We start from the raw sequence: 21,718 nt of genomic DNA on the forward strand, positions 1-21,718 counted from the left end.
GGAGTCAGGGTCGCTGCGCGCCGCGGTCACCGTGGATGACGAAGAACTGCCCGGAGGATCCGCGGATCGCGCGCGCGACGGTGTCGTAGAGCCAGTCGAGGGCGGCCGCGTGCTGTGTCGTGGCGCGCCGGTAGAGGCGCACCTCGACGGGCGGCATGTCGAACGGCAGCGACCGCACGACGAGCGGCCACTCACGCGCCCACCCCGCCGCGATGGTGTCGGGCACGACCGCGACGAGCTCGCGGCTCCGCGCGATCAGCGGCGGGAGCGAGGCGTAGTGGTTGACCAGGATGTGCGGATCGCGGCGGCCGCCGACGCGGTCGAGGGCGGCCCGTACGTCTCGCGCCCCAGAGTCCTCGGCCACGTCGACGTGCTGCGCCGCGAGGAAGCTCTCGAGGTCGACCTCCCCCGCCGCGAGCGGATTCTCCCGCGACATCACGACGCCGTATCGCTGGGTCTTGAGCACCGTGCCGCGAGCGACGCCCGCGAGGCGGCGCGGCGTGACGGCCAGATCGACGACGCCGCGCGCGAGCCAGGAGGGCAGCGCGTCGACGTCGATCGGGACGATCTCGATCGGCATGCGCGGCGCCTGGCGTGTGACGACGCCGAGGAGGGTCGCGCCCCAGCCGATCTCGCCGAGCTCGGACATCGCGATGCGGAACGTCCGGTCCGACGTGGACGGGTCGAAGGCGTGCACCTGATCGAGCGTGCGATCAACCGCGGCGAGCGCGTCGCGGAACCCCGGATAGAGCGAGTCGGCGAGCGGCGTCGGATCCATCGCGCGCCCCTGCCTGCGGAACAGCGGATCGTCGAACTCGCGCCGCAGGCGCGCGAGCGACTGGCTCACGGCCGATTGGGTGACGAACAGGCGGGAGGCGGCGACCGTGAGGCTGCGCGCTTCGTGCACGGCGACGAACACGCGCACGAGGTTGAGGTCCATCGCGCCGTGCGTCACCCCGAGACGTCCGTCCTGGCCGACCGCGCCTCGCGCTCGAGCTCGGCGATGTAGGCGAGGGATCGCGGCGAGACGCCGAGCGACTCGGGGGCGGCGTCATGCGCGTGGCCCGTCGCGCGCGACAGGTCGCGCGAGGCGCCCACAGCGGCCGCCGTCAGGAGGTCGGCGATCGGACGCGCGGGAGAGGAGTCGCTCGGGACGACGACCCCGAGCGCCGCGACGACCTGTCCGCCGGCGCCGCGGAGGGGAACGGCCACGCTGCGTGCGTCGAGGTGGATGTAGCCGTCGCCCACCACGAAGCCGTCGTGGCGGATCCGCGCGAGCTCGTCGCGCAGCCGTTGCGGCGAGGTGATGGTCCGATCCGTGTATCGCCTCATCGTGCCGGATGTGACGGCGTCCACGAGGTCCCGCGGCGCGTGCGCGAGGAGGACGAGCCCGGTGGCGGACGCGTGCGCCGGGATGCGTCCGCCGATGATCGTCGCGTTCACCACCGCGTCGGGCCACGAGACGCGCTCGAGGAACAGCACGTCGATCCCCTGCAGGACCCCGAGCTGCGTGTGCTGCCGTACGCGACGATGCACCGCGTCGATCCACGGTCTCGCCGCCTCGCGCACACCGATCGCGCCGGGAGTGCGCGAGGCGTATTCCCACAGCCGCACGCCGAGCCGGTAGGTGCGGTCGTCCTGGCGCTCGAGGAGCCCCTCGCGCACGAGCTCGCCGACGAGGCGATGTGCCGTCGACGGGGCGAGGTCCGCGGCGCGCGCGATCTCGGCGAGCGTGAGGAACGGGTGCAGCGGGTGGAACGCGTCGAGCACGCGCAGATGCCGTGCGAGCGCCGACTGTCCGGCGGATCTGTGCGCCATCGCACCTCCGTCCTCCGAGAAGGATAGCCGCGAATTCGCATGAACGGAACGAAACCGGCACACCCGAGCCCCGCTTCGTAGCCTGATCCCACGGTCGACGACGACCGGACCCCGACACCGGCGAGGAGGCCGAGATGACGATGGTGACGCCTGCCCCCAAGGGCGAGGTCACGACGGCGCGCGGCGCGCTCCGCGTGGAGGAGATCCGCCCGGTCGCCGACGACGTCGTGTCCGTGACCCTCGCGCGACCCGACGGCTCGCGCCTGCCCGATTGGGCGCCCGGCGCGCACATCGACGTCGACCTCCCGATCGGACAGCGCCGCCAGTACTCCCTCTGCGGCGACAGGTGGGACGCGCACCGCTACCGCATCGCGGTGCAGCGCGAGTCGGACGGCGGCGGCGCGTCCGCGTTCATCCACGACCGCCTCGGCGAGGGCGACGTCATCGGCTTCGGCGGCCCGCGGAACGCGTTCCGGCTCGCCCCGGCCGACGAACACCTGTTCGTCGCCGGCGGCATCGGCATCACCCCGGTCCTGCCGATGATCCGGCAGGCGCGGCTCCTCGGCGTCCCCTGGCGGCTGCTCTACCTCGGCCGGACGCGCTCGCGCCTCGCATTCCTCGACGAGCTGGGCGCCCTGCCCGAGGTCACCGTGCACTGCGCGGACGAGGACGGGCGCGCCGACCTCGACGCCTGGGCCCCCACGGATCCGCGCGTGCGGGTGATGTCGTGCGGCCCCGCGCGGCTGCTCGACGCCGTCGAGGCGTGGGGCGCCCCAGCGGGCGGCCACCCGCCGCGCGTCGAGCGCTTCGCGGCCGCGTCCGCGAACGCCGCGCCCGCCGTCGCGTTCGACGTCGTCGCCCAGCGCAGCGGTGCGACAGTGCGCGTCGGCGAGCGCGAATCGGTCGCCGACGCACTGCGCCGGGCGGGCGTGCACGTCGTCACGTCGTGCGACCAGGGGGTGTGCGGCACGTGCGAGACCGACGTCGTCGAGGGCGTCCCCGACCACCGCGATGCGCTGCTCGACGAGCAGGAGCGCGAGGCCGGCCGCATCATCTTCCCCTGCGTCTCGCGCTGCGCGCGCGGGCGCCTCGTTCTCGACCTCTGAGGATCCTCATGCCGCACACGATCGCCGTTCCCGAGACCGACATCGACATCTTCTCGGAGGAGTACCTCCGTGATCCCCTGCCCGCGCAGGAGGAGCTGCGCGAGATCGGCCCCATCGTGCGCCTGACCCGCTACGACGTCTACGCCTGCGCGCGCTATGAGGAGGTCCACCGCGGCCTCACCGACTGGCAGTCGCTGCAGTCGGGCGCGGGCGTCGGGCTCTCCGACTTCCTGAAGGAGCGCCCGTGGCGGCCCCCGAGCCTGCTGCTCGAGGCGGATCCTCCGCGGCATGACGCCCCGCGCCACGTCGGGGAGCGGCTGCTCTCACCGCGACGCCTCCGCGGAATGCAGGACGAATGGGCGCGCGTCGCGGGCGAGCTCGCCGACGAGATCCTCGGCGCGGGCGACGCGTTCGACGCGGTTCTCGACATCGCGCAGCGCTTCCCCCTGCGCGTCTTCCCCGACGCGATCGGCCTCGGCCCGCACGGACGCGAGCACCTGCTGCCGTACGGCGACTTCGCGTTCAACGCCTTCGGCCCGCGCGAGGGCATCGTGGAGCGGCTCGCACCGACGATGGGCCCGACCGTCGCCTGGATCGACGAGCAGTGCGCGCGCGAGAACCTCGCGCCCGGCAGCCTCGGGGCCGAGATCTGGGAGTCGGCCGACCGCGGCGAGATCCCGCCGGAGCAGGCGCCGCTCATCGTCCGCTCGCTGCTGACGGCGGGGGTCGACACGACCGTCACGGGGATCGCCGCCGTCCTGCACGCCCTCGCGGGCGATCGCGTGCAGTGGCGCATGCTCCAGGAGGACCGTTCGCTCCTCCCGCGCGCGTTCGAGGAGGCCGTGCGCCTCGAGTCGCCCGTGCAGGCGTTCTTCCGCACGACGACCGCGCCGACGACGATCGCGGGGGTCGAGATCCCCGCCCGCGAGAAGGTCGTGCTGATCCTCGGGGCCGCGAACCGGGATCCGCGCCGCTGGGACGCCCCCGAGCGCTTCGATCTCGCCCGCGACCCGTCAGGGCACGTCGGATTCGGCATGGGGCTGCACCAGTGCGTCGGCCAGCACGTCGCGCGCCTCGAGGCCACCGTCATGCTCGGCGCCCTGCTCGATCGCGTCGACGGCGTCGACCTCGCCGCGCGCCCCGTGCGCCACCTGAACAACACCCTGCGCGGGTGGGACAGCATGCCGATGCGCGCCGAACCGCGGCGCGCATGACGGTCCGATCACGATTCGCGACAGAATTGTTGACATTTCCGTCCCCACCCCGTGTACTGTCCGATAGCGGGATCCCCCGACCATCCCACCCCGAGACCCACGCCGACGTGACCCGAGGAAGCCGCATGGCCGCACAACTGACGCTGACGGACGTCAACCTCCGTTTCGGAGGCGTGACCGTCCTCACCGACGTCTCCTTCGACGTCGAACCCGGACAGATCCTCGGGCTCGTCGGCCCGAACGGCGCCGGCAAGACCTCCCTGTTCAACTGCATCAGCGGGCACTACCGCCCGACATCGGGCTCGATCCGTCTCGACGGGCAGGAGATCGCCGGCTCGCAGCCGTCGACGCTGAACCGCCGAGGTCTCGCCCGCACCTTCCAGCACCCCGCCCTGCAGCTGCACCACTCCGTCCTCGAGAACGTCATGCTCGGCGGGCACACCCGCCTCCCGGGCGGCCCCCTCACGTGGGCGCTCCGGCTCCCCCCGACCGGCCGTCGCGAACGCGAGGTCCGCGACGATGCGATGCGACTCCTCGAGGAGCAGGACCTCGGATGGGCGGCGACATCGCGAGCCGACGAGCTGTCCCACGGCCTGCACAAGAGCGTCGAGCTGTGCCGCGCACGCATGTCCCATCCGTCGCTCCTGCTCCTCGACGAGCCGGCCGCCGGGCTGTCACAGGGCGAGGTCGAGCAGCTGATCGCGACGGTGCGCCGGCTGCAGGAGACCGACGACATGACGATCATCGTCGTCGAGCACAACATGTCGCTCATCTCGCAGCTCACCGACCGCGTCGTCGTGCTCGACCACGGCAGCAAGCTCATGGAGGGAACGGCCGCCGAGGCGCAGGCCGACCCGCGTGTGATCGAGGCCTACCTCGGGAAGGAGGCGACCGATGACGCTGCTTGAGCTCGAGGACGTCACGGCCGCATACGGGCGCGTGCGCGTCCTGGAGGGCGTGTCGCTGTCCGTCCCCGACGGCGGGGCCGTGGGGATCCTCGGATCCAACGGCGCCGGAAAGACGACCACGCTGCGCGCGATCAGCGGCACCGTGAACGTCGGCGGACGGATCACGTTCGACGGGCACGACATCACGCACATCGGCCCGGAGAAGACCGCCGCGCTCGGCATCGCGCACGTCCCCGAGGGGCGCGGAACGCTGCCGAACCTCTCAGTGCGCGAGAACCTCCTCGTCGGCGCCTATCTGCGCCGGGATCGGTCGCAGATCCGCACCGACATCGACTTCCTGCTCGAGCTGTTCCCGAACCTCGCCCGCCGCATCTCGCAGAACGCGTCGGCGCTGTCGGGCGGCGAGCAGCAGATGCTCGCCGTGGGGCGCGCCTTCATGGCGAAGCCGCGCCTGCTCGTGCTCGACGAGCCGTCGCTCGGCCTCGCGCCGTCGACGGCGCAGGACGTGTACGACGCGATCGCCCGCCTGCGAAGCGAATCGGGCATCGCCATGCTCGTCGTCGAACAGAACGCCAACCTCGCGTTCCGCGTCGTCGACGCCGCGACGATCCTCGAGACGGGGCGCAGCACCATCAGCGGCACGACAGCGGAGCTCCGCGGCCGCGACGAGATCCGGAAGGCGTACCTCGGAGGCTGATATGGGAACCTTCATCCAGCTCGTCGTCGACGGCCTCGGCATGGGATCCGTATATGCGGCCCTCGGCCTCGCCATCGTCCTCGTCAATCAGTCCACCGGCATGATCAACTTCGCGCAGGGTGGCATGGCCGTGCTCGCGGCCTACTTCGTCTTCGCGCTCGTCGGCTTCGGCCTCCCCCTCATCGTCGCGATCCTGCTCGCCGTCGTCGCATCCTTCCTCCTCGGCGCCCTCCTGGAGCGCGTGCTGATCCGGCGATTCGAGGGCGGGGATCCCGACACCGCGATCGTCGTGACGGTGGGGCTCCTCACCCTCATCACGGGCATCTGCGGCGCGATCTGGTCGTACAACAACCTGCACCTGCCGTGGCTGTTCCCCGCCGAGTCGTTCTCGTTCCTCGGCGCCGCCATCAGCTGGCGGTCGCTCGGCACCTTCCTCGTGATCTTCGCCTTCATGGTGCTGATCCAGGTGCTCTTCCGCGGCACGAAGCTCGGCCTCGCCCTCCGCGCCGTCGCCGACAACCCCTCCTCCGCCGCGCTGTCCGGGATCCCCGTCGGGCGCCTGCTCATGGTCGGCTGGGGGCTCGCCGCCGCGCTCGGCGCCGTCGCCGGCGCGCTCATCGCGCAGCGACTGTCGCTGACGCCCGGCATGCTCGACACCGTCCTCGTCTACGCGCTCGCGGCGGTGATCCTCGGTGGGCTCTCCAGCCCGTTCGGCGTCGTCGTCGCCGCGTGGGCGATCGGCGTCCTCGAGAACCTCGCGGCCGTGTACGTGCCGTTCGTCGGCCACGACCTCAAGATCGCCGTGCCCTTCGTGTTCCTGTTCATCGTGCTGCTCGTCAGGCCCCAGGGCCTGTTCGGCCGCAAGACCGTCGTGCGAGTGTGAGCCCCATGCCGACCACATCCCCCGCCAGCGACCTCACGGCGCCCCTCACCACGCCCCCGGTCTCGGGCCGGCGGCCCTGGCTGATGATCGCGATCGCCGCCGTCCTCGCGATCCTCCTCATCGTCGCCCCGCTCGTGATGGCCGTGCCGACGAACCAGATGCTCGCCCGCATCGGCGTCTTCGCCGTCGCCGTGCTCGGCCTCAACGTCATCATGGGGTACACCGGCCAGGTGTCGCTGGGACAGATCTTCTTCGTCGGGTTCGGCGCGTACGCGACCGCATACGGCGTGAACAACGACTGGCCGATCGTGGTGACGTTCCTCGCCGCGGTGATCCTGCCGGGGCTCGCCGGCCTCATCCTCGCGTTCGCGGCGGCGCGCCTCGGCGGCCTCGCGATCGCGATGGTGACGATCGCGCTGCCGATCATCGGCGTCCCCCTCGCAAAGCGCCTCACAGACCTCACGGGCGGATCCCAGGGCACCTCCGCACGGTTCTCGAGCGCCCCCGACTGGACCGGGCTCGCCGACGACCAGTGGCAGTACTACGTCGTCCTCGTCATCGCCGCCGGATGCTTCGTGCTCGTCGCGAATCTCACGCGCGGCAAGTTCGGCCGCGCCCTGGCGATCGTCAAGGAGAACGAGAACGTCGCGAAGTCGATGGGCATCTCGCCCTACCGCCACAAGGTGATGGCGTTCACGATCGCCGCGATGATCGGCGGGGTCGCCGGCTTCCTCTACATGGTCGTCGTGCAGTACACGAGCCCCGAGACGCTCGCCTTCCACCACTCGATCAGCCTGCTCGCGTCGATGGTCGTCGGCGGGGCGGGCAGCATCGTCGGTGCGCTCCTCGGCGGCATCTACTACGTCTTCGTCCCCAGCTTCACGAACGAGATCGCACCGACGCTCACCGCCCTCATCCAGGGCGCGATCCTCCTCGCCGTCCTCATCGTCCTGCCCGGCGGGCTCGCGAGCGTCCCGCATCGCATCCGCAGGCTCCTCCGCCGCCGCACGTCCCGCGGCGGCGACCCCCGCACCCAGAACGTCGAACAGAGAGGTTCCTCATGATTCTTCAGACCCGATCCACGCGGGTGCTCGGCGCCGTCGCGCTCGGATCCGCGCTCGCGCTCGCCCTGGCAGGCTGCGGCCGCGGCGACACGGGCGGCGGCGGAGACGACGCCGACGCCGCGAGCCCCGGCGTCACCGACGACTCGATCACGCTCGGCGTCACCACCCCCCTCTCCGGCGCGACCGCCGGCCCCGGCACCTGCACCGTCGCGGGGCTCGTCGCCTACATGGGCGAGCGCAACGCCGAGGGCGGAATCGAGTTCGGCGACGGCATGACCCGCACCGTCGAGATCGAGGCGTGGGACGACGCATACGACCCGCAGAAGGCCCTGCAGAACTTCCAGCAGAACAGCGGCGACGTGTTCGCCTTCACCTCCGGCCTCGGCACGCCCACGAACCGCGCCTACCGCGACGCCGCGATCGACGAGGAGGTGCCGCAGGTGCTCATCCAGACCGGCGACCCGCTCTTCTCCGACCAGGCCGAGAGCCCGTGGCAGCTCGGCTTCGTGCCGACCTACATGAACGAGGGCGCCGCGTTCGGCGAGCTTCTCGCGGCGTCGGGCGAGGACATCACGGTCGCCGTGCTGTACCAGAACGACGACTACGGCGAGGGATACTTCGAGGGCTTCCAGGAGGCCATCGAGGGCACGAGCGTCGAGATCGTCGAGGAGCTCACCTACGAGGCGACCGACACCTCGGTCGACGCCCAGCTGACGGAGCTCGCCGGATCCGACGCCGACGTGTTCTTCAACGCCATGTCGATCACGCCCCTCGTCATCTCGTCGATCGAGAAGACGAAGGAGCTCGGCTGGGCGCCCAGCTGGTTCCTCCCCTCGAACACGTCCAGCCCCGCCGCGATCCTCGGCCCGGCGAGCGCGAACGCCGACGACGGCTTCTACTCCGTGTCGTTCGCCAAGGCGCCGCAGTCGCCGGCCTTCGCCGAGGACGAGGACGTGCAGACGTTCCTCGCCTCGCTCGAGGAGTACTCCGGTGAGTACACGACGACGCCCGACTTCCCCCACTGCATGTGGAGCTACATGATCGGCGCGACGCTCGAGCAGGCCTTCATGGACATGGAGGAGCCGACCCGCGACGCCTTCATGGAGTCGCTCCGCGGCATCTCCGGCCTCGAGGCCCCGCTGATGCTCGAGGGCACGTCGGTCGACACGACCCAGGACGGTCAGCCCGCCGTCTCGAGCCTCGTCGTGCAGAAGTACAACGGCAACGGGTACGACACCGCCGAGAACTTCGGCTGAGTTCTGCTCTGATGGCCCGGCCGGTCGACGGCCGGGCCATCGCAGTGCCCCGTGGCGCCGCTGCGCGACGCCGTCTCTTCGGGCCGCAGTCCCCCGGCCCGCAGAGCGGACCTTCCCGCCAGACCCGATGCCGGCGGCCCGAAGAGACGGCAACGCTCCGCTCCCGTCTGCGTGTGAGCTCGCGACCGAGGTTCGATACCGATCGCGAGCTCGTGGGCTCAGAACCGGACGATGGGCTTGATGACCTCTCCGCTCGCGGAGGCGGCGAACGCCTCGTCGATGTCGGCGAGGTCGTAATGCTTCACGAGCCTGTCGAACGGGAACCGGCCCTGGCGCCAGAGTTCGACGAGACGCGGGATGAACACCTGCGGCACCGAGTCGCCCTCGATGATCATCTTCAGCGACCAGCCGCGCGTCATGGACAGGCCCGTCTCGAACGCCGTCTCGGTGCCGGGAGCCTGCGCGCCGACGACGCCGACCGTGCCGCGCACGCCCAGCGAGTCGACGGCCTGCCGCAGCACGGGCGAGACGCCGGAGGTCTCCAGCGCGTAGTCGACGCCGTCGCCGGTGATCTCCCTGATGCGCGCCGGGACGTCCTCTTCGCCCGCGTTCACGGTGTGCGTCGCCCCGAGCTCGGTGGCGAGGGCGAGGCGGTCGGCGTTGAGGTCGACCGCGATGATCTTCCCGACGCCGATCGCGACGGCGCCGAGCACACCCGCGAGGCCGACCGCGCCCGCGCCGAACACGGCGAGCGAGGATCCGGGCTCGGGGCGCAGCGACGTCATGACCGCGCCGGCCCCGGTCTGGATCCCGCAGCCGAGGGGCCCGAGGAGGTCGAGCGGCACGTCGTCGGCGACCTTGACGACCGAGCGCTCGTCGGCGTTCGTGCGCGCCGCGAACGACGATTGGCCGAAGAAGTGCGACGAGAGCGGCTCACCCGACGCGTCGGAGAAGGCGCGGGATCCGTCGGCGCGCGCGCCGCCGAAGTTGCGCTCGTAGAGCTTCTCACAGTAGGTGGATCCGCCGGTCAGGCAGTGGCGGCAGGTGCCGCACGTGCTGACCGACAGCACGACGTGATCGCCCGGCGCGACGGTCGTGACGGCGGATCCGATCTCCTCGACGACGCCGGCGCCCTCGTGCCCGAGGATCGCGGGCAGGGGCGTGGGATAGATCTGGTCGCGCACGACCGCGTCGGTGTGGCACACGCCCGTCGCGACGAGCCGCACCCGCACCTCAGAGGGTCGGAGCTCGTCGAGCGCGACCTCCTCGATCGAGAACGGCCCGCCCTTGTCCCGGACGACGGCTGCTGTGGTCTGCATCGCTTCTCCCTTCCCCGGCGCGCTCCGTCGCGCGCCGTAGGTTCGTCACCCCGACGCTAGCCAAGGAGCGGCGCGACGGCATCCGGTCTCCCGCTCTGCGGGCGGATCCGCCGCTCCGACGCCGGACGCATCACACGGACGGGTCCGCGCCCTTCAGGCGCGCGAGCATTCCCCGCAGAACCGCGTTGAGCTCGCGGGATTCGCCCGCCGTCATCCCCTCGAGGATGATGTCCTCGCCGCGCTTCGAGATCGGCTTCATCACGTGATGCATCTCGACCCCGGCCTCCGTCAGGAACATCGGTCGTGATCCGCGGGGCCCCTCCCCGAGCACGATCAGGTCGCGATCGGCGAGCGTGTTCACGCTCTTCGACACGACCGCCTTGTTCACGCCGAGGAACTCCGACACCTCCGTCGCGGACGCGCCAGGACGCGTGGCGAGCGCCGAGACGATGCGCCAGTCATTGGTGCCGAGCCCGACCTCCCGGCGGAGCTCCTGTGACTCGCGCCAGACGAGCGCGTTCGACAGCAGGGCGAGCAGGCGCGGCGTGAACTCGTCCGTCGCGAGCGCGTCGCCGAGGGGCTCGGTCACAGCCCCTGGGGGCACCCGCCGGCTCGTCGTCGCCTCGCCCACTGCGTCAGTCATCTCGCGCTCCCCTCGACGGCGACGTCCGCCGCCGTGCGCTCATTGTGTCAGGCGCGGACGGCCCACCCACGCCTGCATCGTCGTCAACCATGTTTATGCGTATTTCTGTTTACATGTAAACCAGATCCTGCTACGGTCCTGATAACCGGCCGCCGACGGAGGCGGCCGGAACAGTGCGAGATGTCGACGACGACCTCAGCGCGTTCCGTCGACCTCGAGGAAGAGGAGGCACGAAGATGACCCAGACGACCCTCGACACCGGGCCGCGACACAGCGTCGCCGAGCTCGAGGATCTCGCGTATGAGCTGCGCCGGAAGCTGCTCGAGCTCTGCGGCACCTACGAGGGCGCCGTGCACATCGGCGGCGACATGTCCGTCGCCGACATCCTCACGGCGCTGTTCCACCGGGGCCTCCGGATCGACCCGAGCGACATCCAGAGCCCGGCCCGCGATCGATTCGTGCTCAGCAAGGGCCACGCCGCCGTGTGCATGTACATCGCGATGGCGATGCGCGGGTTCTTCTCCTACGACGAGATCGTCGCGACGTACGGACAGCTCGACAGCGCGTACGGAATGCACCCGTGCAAGGTCCAGCTGCCCGGCGTCGAGGCATCGACCGGATCGCTCGGCCACGGCCTCCCCCTCGCGGTCGGCATGGCGCTCGGCGCGCGGCACCGCGGCGAGGACCACCGTGTCGTGACGCTCCTCGGCGACGGCGAGACGGGCGAGGGATCCGTCTGGGAGGCCGTGATGGCCGGCCGCAGCAGCGGGCTCGGCAACCTCGTCGCCTTCGTCGACCGCAACCGCCAGCTCATGACGAGCTTCGCGGAGGAGCGGGTCGCGTTCGAGCCGTATCCGGACAAGTGGCGCGCCTTCGGGTGGAACGTCGTCGAGATCGACGGCCACGACATGTCGCAGCTCGTCGGCGCGATCGACGCGCTGCCCGCGCCCGACAGCGACACCCCCACGGTCGTCATCTGCGAGACCGTCAAGGGCAAGGGTGTCGACTTCATGGAGCGCAACCTCGCCTGGCACGCGGGATCGCTCGGCAAGGAGGACCTCGAGCGGGCGCTCGCCTCGCTCGAGTCGTCGCGAGAGAAGGAGACGGCCTGATGCCTCAGACGTTCACATTCGGAGAGATGCTCTCCGCCCGCTCGGTCATCGGCTCCACGCTGGCGGAGCTCGGGCGGACCCACGACAACCTCTGGGTGCTCACACCCGACATCGGCGCGACGCTCGTCGAATTCCGTGACGCCTTCCCCGACCGATTCGTCGACGTCGGGCTCGCCGAGCAGGCGTGTGTGGGCATCGCGGCCGGACTCGCCTACGACGGCGGCATCCCCGTCGTCTCGGGCATGCTCCCGTTCCTGTCGATGCGCGCGCTCGAGCAGGTGCGCTCGGACGTCTGCTATCCGAACCTGCCCGTCAAGATCATCGGCACGCACGGTGGCCTCGTCGGCAACGGCGGATCCACGCACTACGCGGTCGAGGACCTCAGCCTCATGTGCTCCCTCACGAACATGACGGTCACCTCGATCGGCGACCCCGCCATGGTCGGCGAGATCATCCGCCAGTCGATGGAGATGGACGGCCCGATCTACATCCGCCTCGCCGTCGGCAAGAAGGACAAGGTGCTCTACGCCCCCGGTGAGCACGACGTGCGCATCGGGCAGGGCATCGTCGCACGCGAGGGCTGGGACGTGACGCTGTTCACGCACGGCACGACCGTCGCGCAGGCGCTCGACGCCGCCGACGCGCTCGCCGGCGAGGGCGTCTCGGTGCGCGTCGTCGACATGTTCACCCTCAAGCCCATCGACGCCGACCTCGTCGAGCGCTGCGCGACCGAGACGGGCGGACGCATCGTGGTCCTCGAGGACCACCTCGCGTACGGCGGGCTCGCCACGCGCGTCGCCGACGTCGTCGCCGACCGCGGCATCCGCCTCGACTCGTTCGAGCGCCTCGGGATCCCCCAGGTGTACGCCGGCTTCGGCGAAGACGAGCAGCTGCGCGACAAGCACGGCTACGGGCTGGCCGCGACCGTGGAGGCGCTCCGCCGCGCCGCCGGCCGGGCCGCGGCTGCGTGAGGGGGACGAGATGAAGACCGTCGCCGTCACGAGGATCGGCAGCCTCCGCGACCCGGACCCGTCATCACGCGGCGAGATCGGCGTCGTCGATCTGCCGGCGCAGGATCTGGGACCGGAAGACGTGCGGATCCGCGTCGCCTACGCCGCGATCTGCGGATCCGACCCGCACCTCGCCGAGGGATTCTTCGGCACAGACGTGCCCATCGGCCTCGGCCACGAGATCTCCGGGGTCGTCGAGGCCCTCGGCGAGCGCGCGACCCGCGGCGGGCTGCGCATCGGAGACCGGGTCTCCGGCAACTTCATCCGGTTCTGCGGCGCGTGCCGCGCCTGTCAGACCGGCTCGCAGCAGTTCTGCGAGAACATCCAGGAGTACAACCGACCGGGCATGGCGGAGACCGTCACGTGGCATGAGTCGCAGGTGCAGCGCCTGCCCGACGAGGTGTCGCTCCTGACCGGCTGCCTCCTCGAGCCGACCTCCGTCGCCGTGCGCATCGCCGACAAGACGCGGATCCGCGTGGGAGATCGCGTGGCGATCTGCGGCGGCGGGCCGATCGGCCAGCTCGCTCTGCAGGTCCTCGATCGCAGCGGCGCGACGTCGCTCACACTCATCGAGCCGATCGCGGAGCGACGCGAGATGGCCCTCCGCCACGGCGCATCGCACGTGATCGACCCCACCTCGGAGGACCAGTCCTTGCGCGCCGAGGAGATCACGGCGGGCCACGGCTTCGACGTCGTCGTCGACGCCTCGGGATCCCCGCGCGCAGTGCGGGGCCTGCTCGACATCGCCGCGAAGGGCGCGACGGTCGTGTACGGCGCGATGTACCCCGAGGACTTCGAGATGCCGCTCAATCTGTCGGACCATCTCTACCTCAAGGAGCTCACCTTGACAGGCGTGTTCGTGTCGCCGTACGCGTTCCCCCGCGCCCTGCAGCTGCTGCCGCAGCTCGCGCTCGACGAGTTCACCGGCGCGGTGTTCGACATCGACGATGCGGCGGAGGCGTTCCGCGTGCACGTGTCGGGCGCACATCCGAAGGTCATCATCCGCTGCAACGACCTGGACGAGGTCGCACGATGACGAGCACCCTCGCCCCACCGCGCCGGTCGGCCCTCGAGGTCAGCGGCATCGTCAAGACCTTCGACGGCGTGCAGGCCCTGCGCGGGGTCGACCTCGAGATCGCGCCCGGCGAGATCCACGCGCTCCTCGGCGAGAACGGCGCGGGCAAGTCGACGCTCATCAAGGTGATCACCGGCCTGCACCGCCAGGACGAGGGGACGGTGAGCATCGGCGGCGAGCGCGTCGCGTTCGCGAGCGTGCGTGCCGCCAACGATGCCGGTGTCGTCGCGCTCTACCAGGAGCTGTCGATCATCCCCAGCATGAGCGTGGCGGAGAACATCGTGCTCGGCGAGGGCGCCCCCCAGACCGCGGGGATCGTCCGGTGGGGAGCCGTGCGCCGCCGCGCACAGGAGCAGCTCGACAGGCTCGGCCAGCGGATCCCCCTCCGCGCCCTCGCCGGCGACCTCTCGCCCGTTCAGCAGACGATGGTGGCGGTCGCCCGCGCCCTCTCGATCGATGCGAATGTGCTCATCCTCGACGAGCCGACCGCGTCGCTCACGGACACCGAGATCGAGGATCTCTTCCGCGTGCTGCGACGCCTCCGCGATGAGGGCGTCGCGATCGTCTACGTCTCGCATCGCCTCGAGGAGGTGTTCGAGATCTGCGACCGCCTGACGGTCATGCGCAACGGGAGATCGATCGTGACGCAGGCGGTCGCGGAGTCGACGATCGACGGCGTGATCTCGACGATGGTGGGGCGAGAGCAGAGCGATCTCTTCCCCCCGCGCGGCGGCCACGGCGACGACATCGCTCTGCGGGTCGCCGGCCTGACGGGCGCGCGCGTGCGCGATGTGTCGTTCGACGTCCGGATGGGAGAGGTGCTCGGGGTCGGCGGCCTCGCCGGATCGGGGCGAAGCGAGCTCCTGCGCCTCCTCGCCGGAGCGCAGCGGCGCCACGCCGGCTCGATCGACGTCGACGGGATCCCGCACCGCCGCCTCGGCGTCGGCGCGGCCCTCCAGGCCGGCATCGCCCTCGTCCCGGAGGAGCGCCGCAGCCAGGGCGTGATCCTCGGCTCGGCGATCGACGAGAATCTCGCGATCCCGAACCTCGCCCGCGTCTCGCCGGGTGGGATCGTCTCGGCGCGGCGGGTCGCCCAGCTCGCCTCGGACGCGATCCGGAACCTCCGGATCAAGGCCAACGGCGCCCGCCAGCCCGTCGGGCAGCTCTCCGGCGGCAACCAGCAGAAGGTCGTGCTCGCGAAGATGCTCGCTCGAAGCCCGCGCGTGCTGCTCATGGACGAGCCGACGCGCGGGATCGACGTCGGGACGAAGGCGGAGATCTATCGCCTCATCCGCGAGCTGGCGGCGACGGGGACGACCGTGATCGTCGTCAGCAGCGAGCTCCCCGAGCTCATCGGCCTCTCCGACCGGATCCTCGTCATGCACGAGGGCGCCGTCGCAGGCGTCCTCGACGCGGCGACGGCCGACGAAGAGGTCATCCTCACCCATGCATACGGAAGGGACGCCTGACATGGCGCAGACAGACACGCTCACGGTTCAGGCCTCCGCGGCGCCGCGGCGCCCGATTCTGCCGTGGGTCTGGCAGAGCAGCACGATCATCGCGCTCGCCATCCTCATCCTGGCGTTCACGGTCATCGGAGGACGAGTGTTCCTCTCGCCAGGGAACATCACGAACATCCTCTACCAGGTCGCGATCCTCGCGATCATCGCCGTGGCGCAGACGATCGTGATGGTCGTCGGCGACTTCGATCTCTCGGTCGGGTCCACTGCGGTCCTCTCGGGCGCCTGTGCGGGCGCGCTCATGATCGAAGGCACGCCGATCCCCCTCGCGATCCTCGTCGCGATCGCGGTCGGCGCTGCGATCGGCGCTGTCAACGGGGTGCTCGTCGCCTATTTTCAGCTCTCCGCCTTCATCGCGACGCTCGCGATGATGACGACATGCCTCGGGCTGACCCTCATCGTCACGCAGGGCACGACGCTCTACGGCTGGCCCGAGGTCTACGGCGTGATCGGACAGGGGAGGATCAACGGCGTTCCCCTGCCGGTCGTATACGCACTCGTGGTCGCGGCCCTCATCTGGTTCGCGCTGCGCTTCACGACCATCGGGCGGAAGTGGTACGCGATCGGCGGCAACGCCGAGGTCGCACGCCTCTCGGGAGTGAGCGTGCGCCCGACGCGCCTGCTCGCGTTCGTCGCCGCCGGCGCGCTGTCGGCCCTCGGCGGCGTCGTCCTCGTCAGCCGGCTCGGATCGGCCGGTTCGGGCGGATCCGAGAACCTCATGATGTACGCCGTCGCGGCGGTCTTCCTCGGGATGACCGTGCTCCGCTCCGGGCGCGCGAACGTCGGCGGCACCCTCATCGGTGTCGCGATCATCGGCGTCGTCCAGAACGGCCTCAATCTCGTCGGCGTCAACACCTACATCCAGCAGGTGCTCATCGGCGTGATCATCATCGCCGCCGTCCTGCTGTCGAGCCTCAAGAGCAGGACCTCCTGACACCCCTCAACCGCATCACGACGAAGGAGTTCACGATGCACACGACACCCCTCACACGCACGCTCGCCGCGGGCGCCGTCCTCGCCCTGGCGACCGCCGGGCTCGCCGGCTGCACGATCGATTCCGGCATGGGATCCGACGGCGCCGCCGGCGCCGGCGAGGACCGCACGGACGGCATGGGCGATGACGGCGTCTTCACCGTCGCCGCGTTCACGGCCGGCTATGCGACGCCCGGCGGCAAGCTCACGCTCGACGACTTCGTCGAGAAGGCCTCCGCGCACGACGACTGGAAGGTGACCCTCTACACGAGCCAGTTCGACTACGACAAGATCAACAGCGACGTGCAGACGGCGATCACGCAGGGCGCCGATGCGATCCTCGCCGGCTTCCCCGATCCCCGCCAGATCGCACCGCTCGTCCAGGCTGCGCAGGCCGCCGGCATCCCGATCTTCTCGATCGACGGCGGCGTAGAGCCGAACGACGACTTCGTCGTCGATGTCACCTTCGGGCAGCAGCAGCTCGCGGAGCTCACGGTCGGCGGCCTCGAGGAGGCGATGGGCGGGCTCGACGGCGCGAACGTCATGGTGATCGGCCACGACCCGCACATCGGGATCCAGACCCGCAGCGGGATCGCCGTCGAGCTCCTCGAAGAGGGCGGCGCGACGATCGCGGGCGGCGAGATGAAGCAGGCCCTCGACCCGGGCACCGGTCGCACGGAGGCCCTCAACTTCGTGACGGACTACCTGCAGGCGAACCCCGACGGCCTCGACGGCGTGTGGGTCGGCTGGGACGACGCGGCGCTCGGCGCCGTGCAGGCCATCGAGGAGGCGGGCCGCGACGACATCTTCGTCACGGGCGTCGACGCGCTCGCGGAGACGGCCGAGAAGATCGCCGCGGACAGCCCGATGTATGCGTCAGCGGCGCAGGACTGGATCGCCGTCGTCGACGAGGTCGTCGCCTACATGGAGGACTACGCGTCGAGCGCCGCCCTTCCCGACGAGATCTTCGTCGAGGTCGACGCGCAGCTCGTCGACCCGAGCAACGTCGACGAGTTCGAGCCGACTCTCGGGGTCGCAGAATGACGACCGTCACCCGGGATGGCATCCACGAGCTGTTCGACCTGACGGGCGAGATCGCGGTCGTCACGGGCGCGTCCAGTGGGTTCGGCCAGGCCGCCGCCGAGGCGTATGCGGCGGCCGGCGCGACGGTCGTCGTCCTCGGACGCAGCGCCGAGCGCGCCGCGGTCGTCGCGGACGGGATCCGTGACGCGGGCGGCGATGCGCATGCGTACCAGGTCGATCAGGCGCTCCGCGGCGCCGTCGACGAGGTGTTCGCCGAGATCGTCCGCGACGTCGGGCACCCGACGATCGTCGTCGCGAACGCAGGGATCTCGGGCGGGGCGAGCTATCGCGCCGGCGGCGAGCTCGCCGGATACGCCGACGCCGAGTGGGACGAGGTCGTCGCCACGAACCTCACCGGGACCTTCGAGACGGTGCGCGCGGCCGCGCGGATCCTCTCCCCCGGCGGGCGGATCCTCGTGACGAGCTCGACGGCGGGGATGCGCACCGACCCGATGGTGTCCTACGGCTACGTCACGACGAAGGCGGCGATCCTCAACCTCGTCCGCCAGGTCGCGCTCGAACTCGCCCCGCGCGGGATCCGCGTCAATGCGATCGCGCCCGGCCCCATCAAGGGCACCCGGATCGGCGACGGGAGGGTCGAGATCGATCCGGCCTTCGAACGCGAATGGGAATCGACCATCCCGATGGGGCGCATGGGCACGACCGACGAGGTGCAGGGCCCCATGCTGTTCCTCGTCTCGCCGGCGTCGTCGTTCATCACGGGCGCGACGCTCACGATCGACGGCGGCGCCGCCGCCCTCTCGCACACCGCCTTCTGACCCCGCGGCAGACGGCACGGCCAGACCACACGACAAGGAGAATCCATGACCCTCACGAACAAGGTCGCCATCATCACGGGCGGCGCGGGCGGCATCGGCCGCGCGACCGTCCACCGCTACGTCCGCGGCGGCGCGAAGGTGCTCGTCGCCGATCTCGATCTCGACGCCGCCCAGTCGGTCGTCGACGAGGTCGAGGAGGCCGGTCACGCCGGCGCCGCCGTCGCCCATGCCGTGGACGTCTCGGATTTCGCCCAGGTCGAACAGATGGTGCAGGCCGCGGTCGACGCATTCGGAGGCGTCGACATCATCTTCAACAACGCGGGCATCGCCGGCGGAAAGCCGCTGCTCGAGCACGACATCGAGGCGGACTATCACCGCATGATCCGGATCGACCAGGACGGCGTCTACTACGGCATCCTCGCGGCGGGCCGGCAGATGGCCGCGCAGGGCCGCGGCGGCGTGATCATCAGCACGTCGTCGGTCTACGGGCTCGACGCCGCGGAGCTGGCGTTCACCTACAGCGCCGCGAAGGCCGCCGTGATCTCGTTCACGCGCTCGGCGGCCTACGAGCTCGCCGAGCACGGGATCCGCGCGGTCGCGATCACCCCCGGCCGGGTCGCGACGCCGATCATCAACCAGTTCAGCGAGGAGCTGAAGTCGACGTTCGCTGCGGAGCAGCTGCGGGGCCGCCTCACGGATCCCGACGAGATCGCCGACGTCGTCGCCTTCCTCGGCTCGGACGAGTCGCGCGTCATCAACGGGACGGTCGTGAACGTCGAGGACGGGTACTCCGTCTTCAAGCAGCGCCTCGACCTGCCGGAGTTCTGACATGGCGCCAGAAGATGACAGGATCCCGCCGGGCCTCGACGTCGCCTGCCACCTCAACGTGCTCATCGCGGACCCGGCGTCGGACGCGCTCGCGCCGGCCCTCGACGCCCTCGCGGCTCACGGCTACCGTCGCGTCGTGCTGCCGCCCGTCGATCCCGCGGCGTTCGACGCCGCGGGCATGCGCGCCCTCTGCGACGTGCGCGGAATCACGGCGATCCCGATCGCGGTGCAGGCGCCCGACGCCGATGTCTCGTCCGCCGATCCGTGGATCCGCAAGGCGGGCCGCGCGGCCCTCGAGGCGGCCGTGGACCTGGCGGAGGCCCTCGGATCCGACCAGCTGAACGGGGTGCCGTACGGGCTGTTCGCCCGCCCCGCGCACGAAACGCCCAAGGACGCGTGGCGGCGCGCGGCCGCCGCCGTCGGCGCGGTCGCCGATGAGGCGCACGCACGCGGGATCACGATGACCTTCGAGGTCCTCAACCGGTACGAGACGGCCACGATCAACACGGCGGAGCAGGCGATGCGGTTCTGCACGGACAGCGGATCCGCGCATCTCGGCATCCACCTCGACACCTTCCACATGGCGGTCGAGGAGGCGGACATGTCGGCCGCGATCCGCGCCGCACTCCCCCGCCTGCGCTATCTCGAGCTCGGCCAGTCGGGCCGGGGGCCCCTCGCTTCGGGATCCGTCGACATCGAGCGGGTCATCCGCCAGGCGATCGCCGACGGATACCGCGGGCGGTGGGGCGTCGAAGCGTTCTCGGCCCGAGTCCTGCCGCGCCCCGCGCGCGAATCGCTCGCGATCTGGCGCGCCCCCTATGACGACGGCGCGCGCACCGCGGCCGACGCGGCCGCCGCCATCCGGCGTGCCGCTGACACCGCGCGCGCCTGAGGCTCCCGATCCGCGGGAGACCTGTTGTCCTCCCCTCGCACGGAGATGGAGACTGTGCGTGAGGGGATCCCTTCCATCCAGGGGCCGCTGGCGGCCCCGCAGCACCACAGAGAGGTGAGTGATCTGATGTCGAGTTCCACCACGACCGATGCCGTTCGGACCGGCCTGTTCATCGGAGGCGAGGAGCGATTCACCGAAGACGTCCTCCGGATCGCGGACCCCGCGAAGACGGGAGCCGTCGTCGGAGAGGCCGCCTCGGCGAGCGCCGACGACGTCTCCGAGGCGATCGCCTCCGCCAAGGCGGCGTTCCGATCCTGGTCGTCCCTGTCGGCGACCGAACGCGCCGAGCGAATGGCCGACGCCATCGGCGGCATCGCGGACGACCGCGACGCCGACGCCGCGATCCTGTCCCAGGAGAACGGCAAGGTCCGCATGGAGGCGTGGGTCGACGCGCTGGTGTTCGAGATCCGCTGGCAGCTCGCGCTGCAGCTCGCCGACCAGGTCGACGTCGGCAGGACCCTCGAACCCGCCCCCGGCACCCCGGTCACGACCGAGATCGGCTACCAGCCCCTCGGCGTCGTCACGGTCATCGTCCCGTTCAACTGGCCCATCGCGATCCTCGGCGCCGCGCTCCCCCACGCGCTGCTCGCCGGCAACACCGCGATCGTGAAGCCGCCGCCCTCCGCCCCGCTCGCCACGACCCGCGTCGTGCAGCGGGTCGCCGAGAAGCTCCCGCCCGGCGTCCTCAACGTCATCACGGGCGAAGATCGGAACATGTCCGCCCTCATCCAGAGCCCGGACGTCGCGAAGGTCTGCTTCACGGGCAGCGTCGCCGGCGGGAAGAAGATGATGGAGATGGGCGCCGCCTCGCTCACCCGCGTGACCCTCGAGCTCGGCGGCAACGACGCGGCGATCTTCACCGAAGACGCCATCCTCGACGACACCCACCTCGACCGCCTCTTCGCCGCGATCTACGACACGACCGGCCAGATCTGCATGAACGCCAAGCGCGTCTATGTACACCGCTCACGGCTCGACGAGCTCGTCGCCGGCCTCGAGGCGCGGCTCGAGAAGACCGTGCTCGGCTACGGCCTCGACGAAGGCACCACGATGGGCCCGCTCCACCAGCCGGCGCAGAAGGAGTTCGTCGAATCGCTGATCCAGGAGGCGAAGGATTCCGGCGCCGACGTCCGCGAATACGGCGAGCTGCCCGGCGGCGACCTCGCGGGCGGCAACTTCCTCCGCCCCGCGATCGTCGTCGACCCGGATCCCTCGCTCCGCGTCGTCACCGAGGAGCAGTTCGGCCCCGTCATCCCCGTCATCCCCTTCGACTCCGAAGAGGAGGCCGTCGCAGCCGCGAACGACTCCTGGGGCGGGCTCTGCGGATCGGTGTGGACCGCATCGCCCGAGACGGCGCAGCGCATCGGATCCCAGCTCGTGTGCGGCTACGTGTGGGTCAACGACCACGGCGCGACGCGCCTCGACCTGCGCGCCCCGTTCGGCGGCATGAAGCAGTCGGGCTTCGGCCGCGAACAGGGC

21 protein-coding genes are annotated in these 21,718 nt (G+C 70.9%); 17 read left to right on the forward strand and 4 right to left on the reverse strand.

Features of this window, described 5'->3' with window-relative positions; translation table 11 throughout:
* Positions 1–4: 4 nt before the first annotated feature.
* Positions 5–955 (reverse strand): LysR family transcriptional regulator, encoded by a 951-nt coding sequence (locus GB932_RS07600; RefSeq protein ID WP_156760074.1) that lies wholly within the window; start codon positions 953–955, stop codon positions 5–7.
* Positions 952–1,818, reverse strand: coding sequence for an IclR family transcriptional regulator (locus tag GB932_RS07605; protein WP_156760075.1), 867 nt, complete (start codon positions 1,816–1,818; stop codon positions 952–954). The genes GB932_RS07600 and GB932_RS07605 overlap by 4 nt, the downstream gene beginning before the upstream one ends.
* Positions 1,819–1,952: 134 nt before the next feature.
* Between GB932_RS07605 and GB932_RS07610 the strand changes: the two genes are divergently transcribed.
* The 7 genes from GB932_RS07610 (at position 1,953) to GB932_RS07640 (ending at position 8,946) form a co-directional block, all read left to right on the forward strand.
* Positions 1,953–2,924 carry a PDR/VanB family oxidoreductase gene (locus GB932_RS07610; protein ID WP_156760076.1) on the forward strand — a complete coding sequence of 324 codons (972 nt, stop codon included), beginning with the start codon at positions 1,953–1,955 and terminating at the stop codon, positions 2,922–2,924.
* Between the two features lie 8 nt (positions 2,925–2,932).
* Entirely contained in the window at positions 2,933–4,138 is a 1,206-nt protein-coding gene (locus tag GB932_RS07615) for a cytochrome P450 (RefSeq protein ID WP_156760077.1), read from the forward strand.
* A gap of 125 nt (positions 4,139–4,263) precedes the next feature.
* Positions 4,264–5,046, forward strand: coding sequence for an ABC transporter ATP-binding protein (locus GB932_RS07620; RefSeq protein ID WP_156760078.1), 783 nt, complete (start codon positions 4,264–4,266; stop codon positions 5,044–5,046).
* Positions 5,033–5,743: an ABC transporter ATP-binding protein gene (locus tag GB932_RS07625; protein WP_156760079.1), complete on the forward strand. Its 711-nt coding sequence runs from the start codon at positions 5,033–5,035 to the stop codon at positions 5,741–5,743. Before GB932_RS07620 ends, GB932_RS07625 begins: the two co-directional genes overlap by 14 nt.
* 1 nt (position 5,744) lies before the next feature.
* Complete coding sequence (locus GB932_RS07630; protein WP_156760080.1) at positions 5,745–6,626, forward strand: branched-chain amino acid ABC transporter permease; 882 nt, start codon at positions 5,745–5,747, stop codon at positions 6,624–6,626.
* Positions 6,627–6,631: 5 nt separating this feature from the next.
* Positions 6,632–7,690, forward strand: coding sequence for a branched-chain amino acid ABC transporter permease (locus tag GB932_RS07635; RefSeq protein WP_231916061.1), 1,059 nt, complete (start codon positions 6,632–6,634; stop codon positions 7,688–7,690).
* Positions 7,687–8,946, forward strand: a complete 1,260-nt coding sequence (locus tag GB932_RS07640; RefSeq protein WP_156760081.1) for an ABC transporter substrate-binding protein — start codon at positions 7,687–7,689, stop codon at positions 8,944–8,946. The genes GB932_RS07635 and GB932_RS07640 overlap by 4 nt, the downstream gene beginning before the upstream one ends.
* A 218-nt stretch (positions 8,947–9,164) precedes the next feature.
* Here the strand turns inward: GB932_RS07640 and GB932_RS07645 are convergent, their stop codons facing one another.
* Positions 9,165–10,265: an NAD(P)-dependent alcohol dehydrogenase gene (locus tag GB932_RS07645; protein WP_156760082.1), complete on the reverse strand. Its 1,101-nt coding sequence runs from the start codon at positions 10,263–10,265 to the stop codon at positions 9,165–9,167.
* 130 nt (positions 10,266–10,395) lie between these two features.
* Positions 10,396–10,908, reverse strand: coding sequence for a MarR family winged helix-turn-helix transcriptional regulator (locus tag GB932_RS07650; RefSeq protein ID WP_156760083.1), 513 nt, complete (start codon positions 10,906–10,908; stop codon positions 10,396–10,398).
* Between the two features lie 236 nt (positions 10,909–11,144).
* On the opposite strand from GB932_RS07650, the gene GB932_RS07655 reads away from it, so the two are divergent.
* The 10 genes from GB932_RS07655 to GB932_RS07700 all read left to right on the forward strand — a co-directional run.
* Positions 11,145–12,020 (forward strand): transketolase, encoded by an 876-nt coding sequence (locus GB932_RS07655; protein ID WP_156760084.1) that lies wholly within the window; start codon positions 11,145–11,147, stop codon positions 12,018–12,020.
* Positions 12,020–12,991, forward strand: coding sequence for a transketolase family protein (locus tag GB932_RS07660; RefSeq protein ID WP_156760085.1), 972 nt, complete (start codon positions 12,020–12,022; stop codon positions 12,989–12,991). Before GB932_RS07655 ends, GB932_RS07660 begins: the two co-directional genes overlap by 1 nt.
* 10 nt (positions 12,992–13,001) lie before the next feature.
* Positions 13,002–14,066: a zinc-dependent alcohol dehydrogenase gene (locus GB932_RS07665; RefSeq protein WP_156760086.1), complete on the forward strand. Its 1,065-nt coding sequence runs from the start codon at positions 13,002–13,004 to the stop codon at positions 14,064–14,066.
* Positions 14,063–15,574 carry a sugar ABC transporter ATP-binding protein gene (locus GB932_RS07670; protein WP_156760087.1) on the forward strand — a complete coding sequence of 504 codons (1,512 nt, stop codon included), beginning with the start codon at positions 14,063–14,065 and terminating at the stop codon, positions 15,572–15,574. The genes GB932_RS07665 and GB932_RS07670 overlap by 4 nt, the downstream gene beginning before the upstream one ends.
* Position 15,575: 1 nt before the next feature.
* The gene (locus tag GB932_RS07675; protein WP_197517375.1) at positions 15,576–16,559 is read left to right on the forward strand and encodes an ABC transporter permease; all 984 of its coding nucleotides are present in this window, start codon (positions 15,576–15,578) and stop codon (positions 16,557–16,559) included.
* 35 nt (positions 16,560–16,594) lie between these two features.
* Positions 16,595–17,641 (forward strand): sugar ABC transporter substrate-binding protein, encoded by a 1,047-nt coding sequence (locus GB932_RS07680; protein ID WP_156760089.1) that lies wholly within the window; start codon positions 16,595–16,597, stop codon positions 17,639–17,641.
* Positions 17,638–18,459 (forward strand): SDR family NAD(P)-dependent oxidoreductase, encoded by an 822-nt coding sequence (locus GB932_RS07685; protein WP_156760090.1) that lies wholly within the window; start codon positions 17,638–17,640, stop codon positions 18,457–18,459. Before GB932_RS07680 ends, GB932_RS07685 begins: the two co-directional genes overlap by 4 nt.
* 45 nt (positions 18,460–18,504) lie before the next feature.
* Complete coding sequence (locus tag GB932_RS07690; protein WP_156760091.1) at positions 18,505–19,287, forward strand: SDR family NAD(P)-dependent oxidoreductase; 783 nt, start codon at positions 18,505–18,507, stop codon at positions 19,285–19,287.
* Between the two features lies 1 nt (position 19,288).
* Positions 19,289–20,179, forward strand: a complete 891-nt coding sequence (locus GB932_RS07695; RefSeq protein WP_156760092.1) for a sugar phosphate isomerase/epimerase family protein — start codon at positions 19,289–19,291, stop codon at positions 20,177–20,179.
* A gap of 126 nt (positions 20,180–20,305) precedes the next feature.
* Positions 20,306–21,718: aldehyde dehydrogenase family protein (locus GB932_RS07700; RefSeq protein ID WP_156760093.1), on the forward strand; the 1,413-nt coding region annotated here is incomplete at its 3' end.

It is taken from the genome of Microbacterium karelineae (genome assembly GCF_009745985.1).
In the GTDB taxonomy this organism is placed as follows: Bacteria; Actinomycetota; Actinomycetes; order Actinomycetales; family Microbacteriaceae; genus Microbacterium; species Microbacterium karelineae.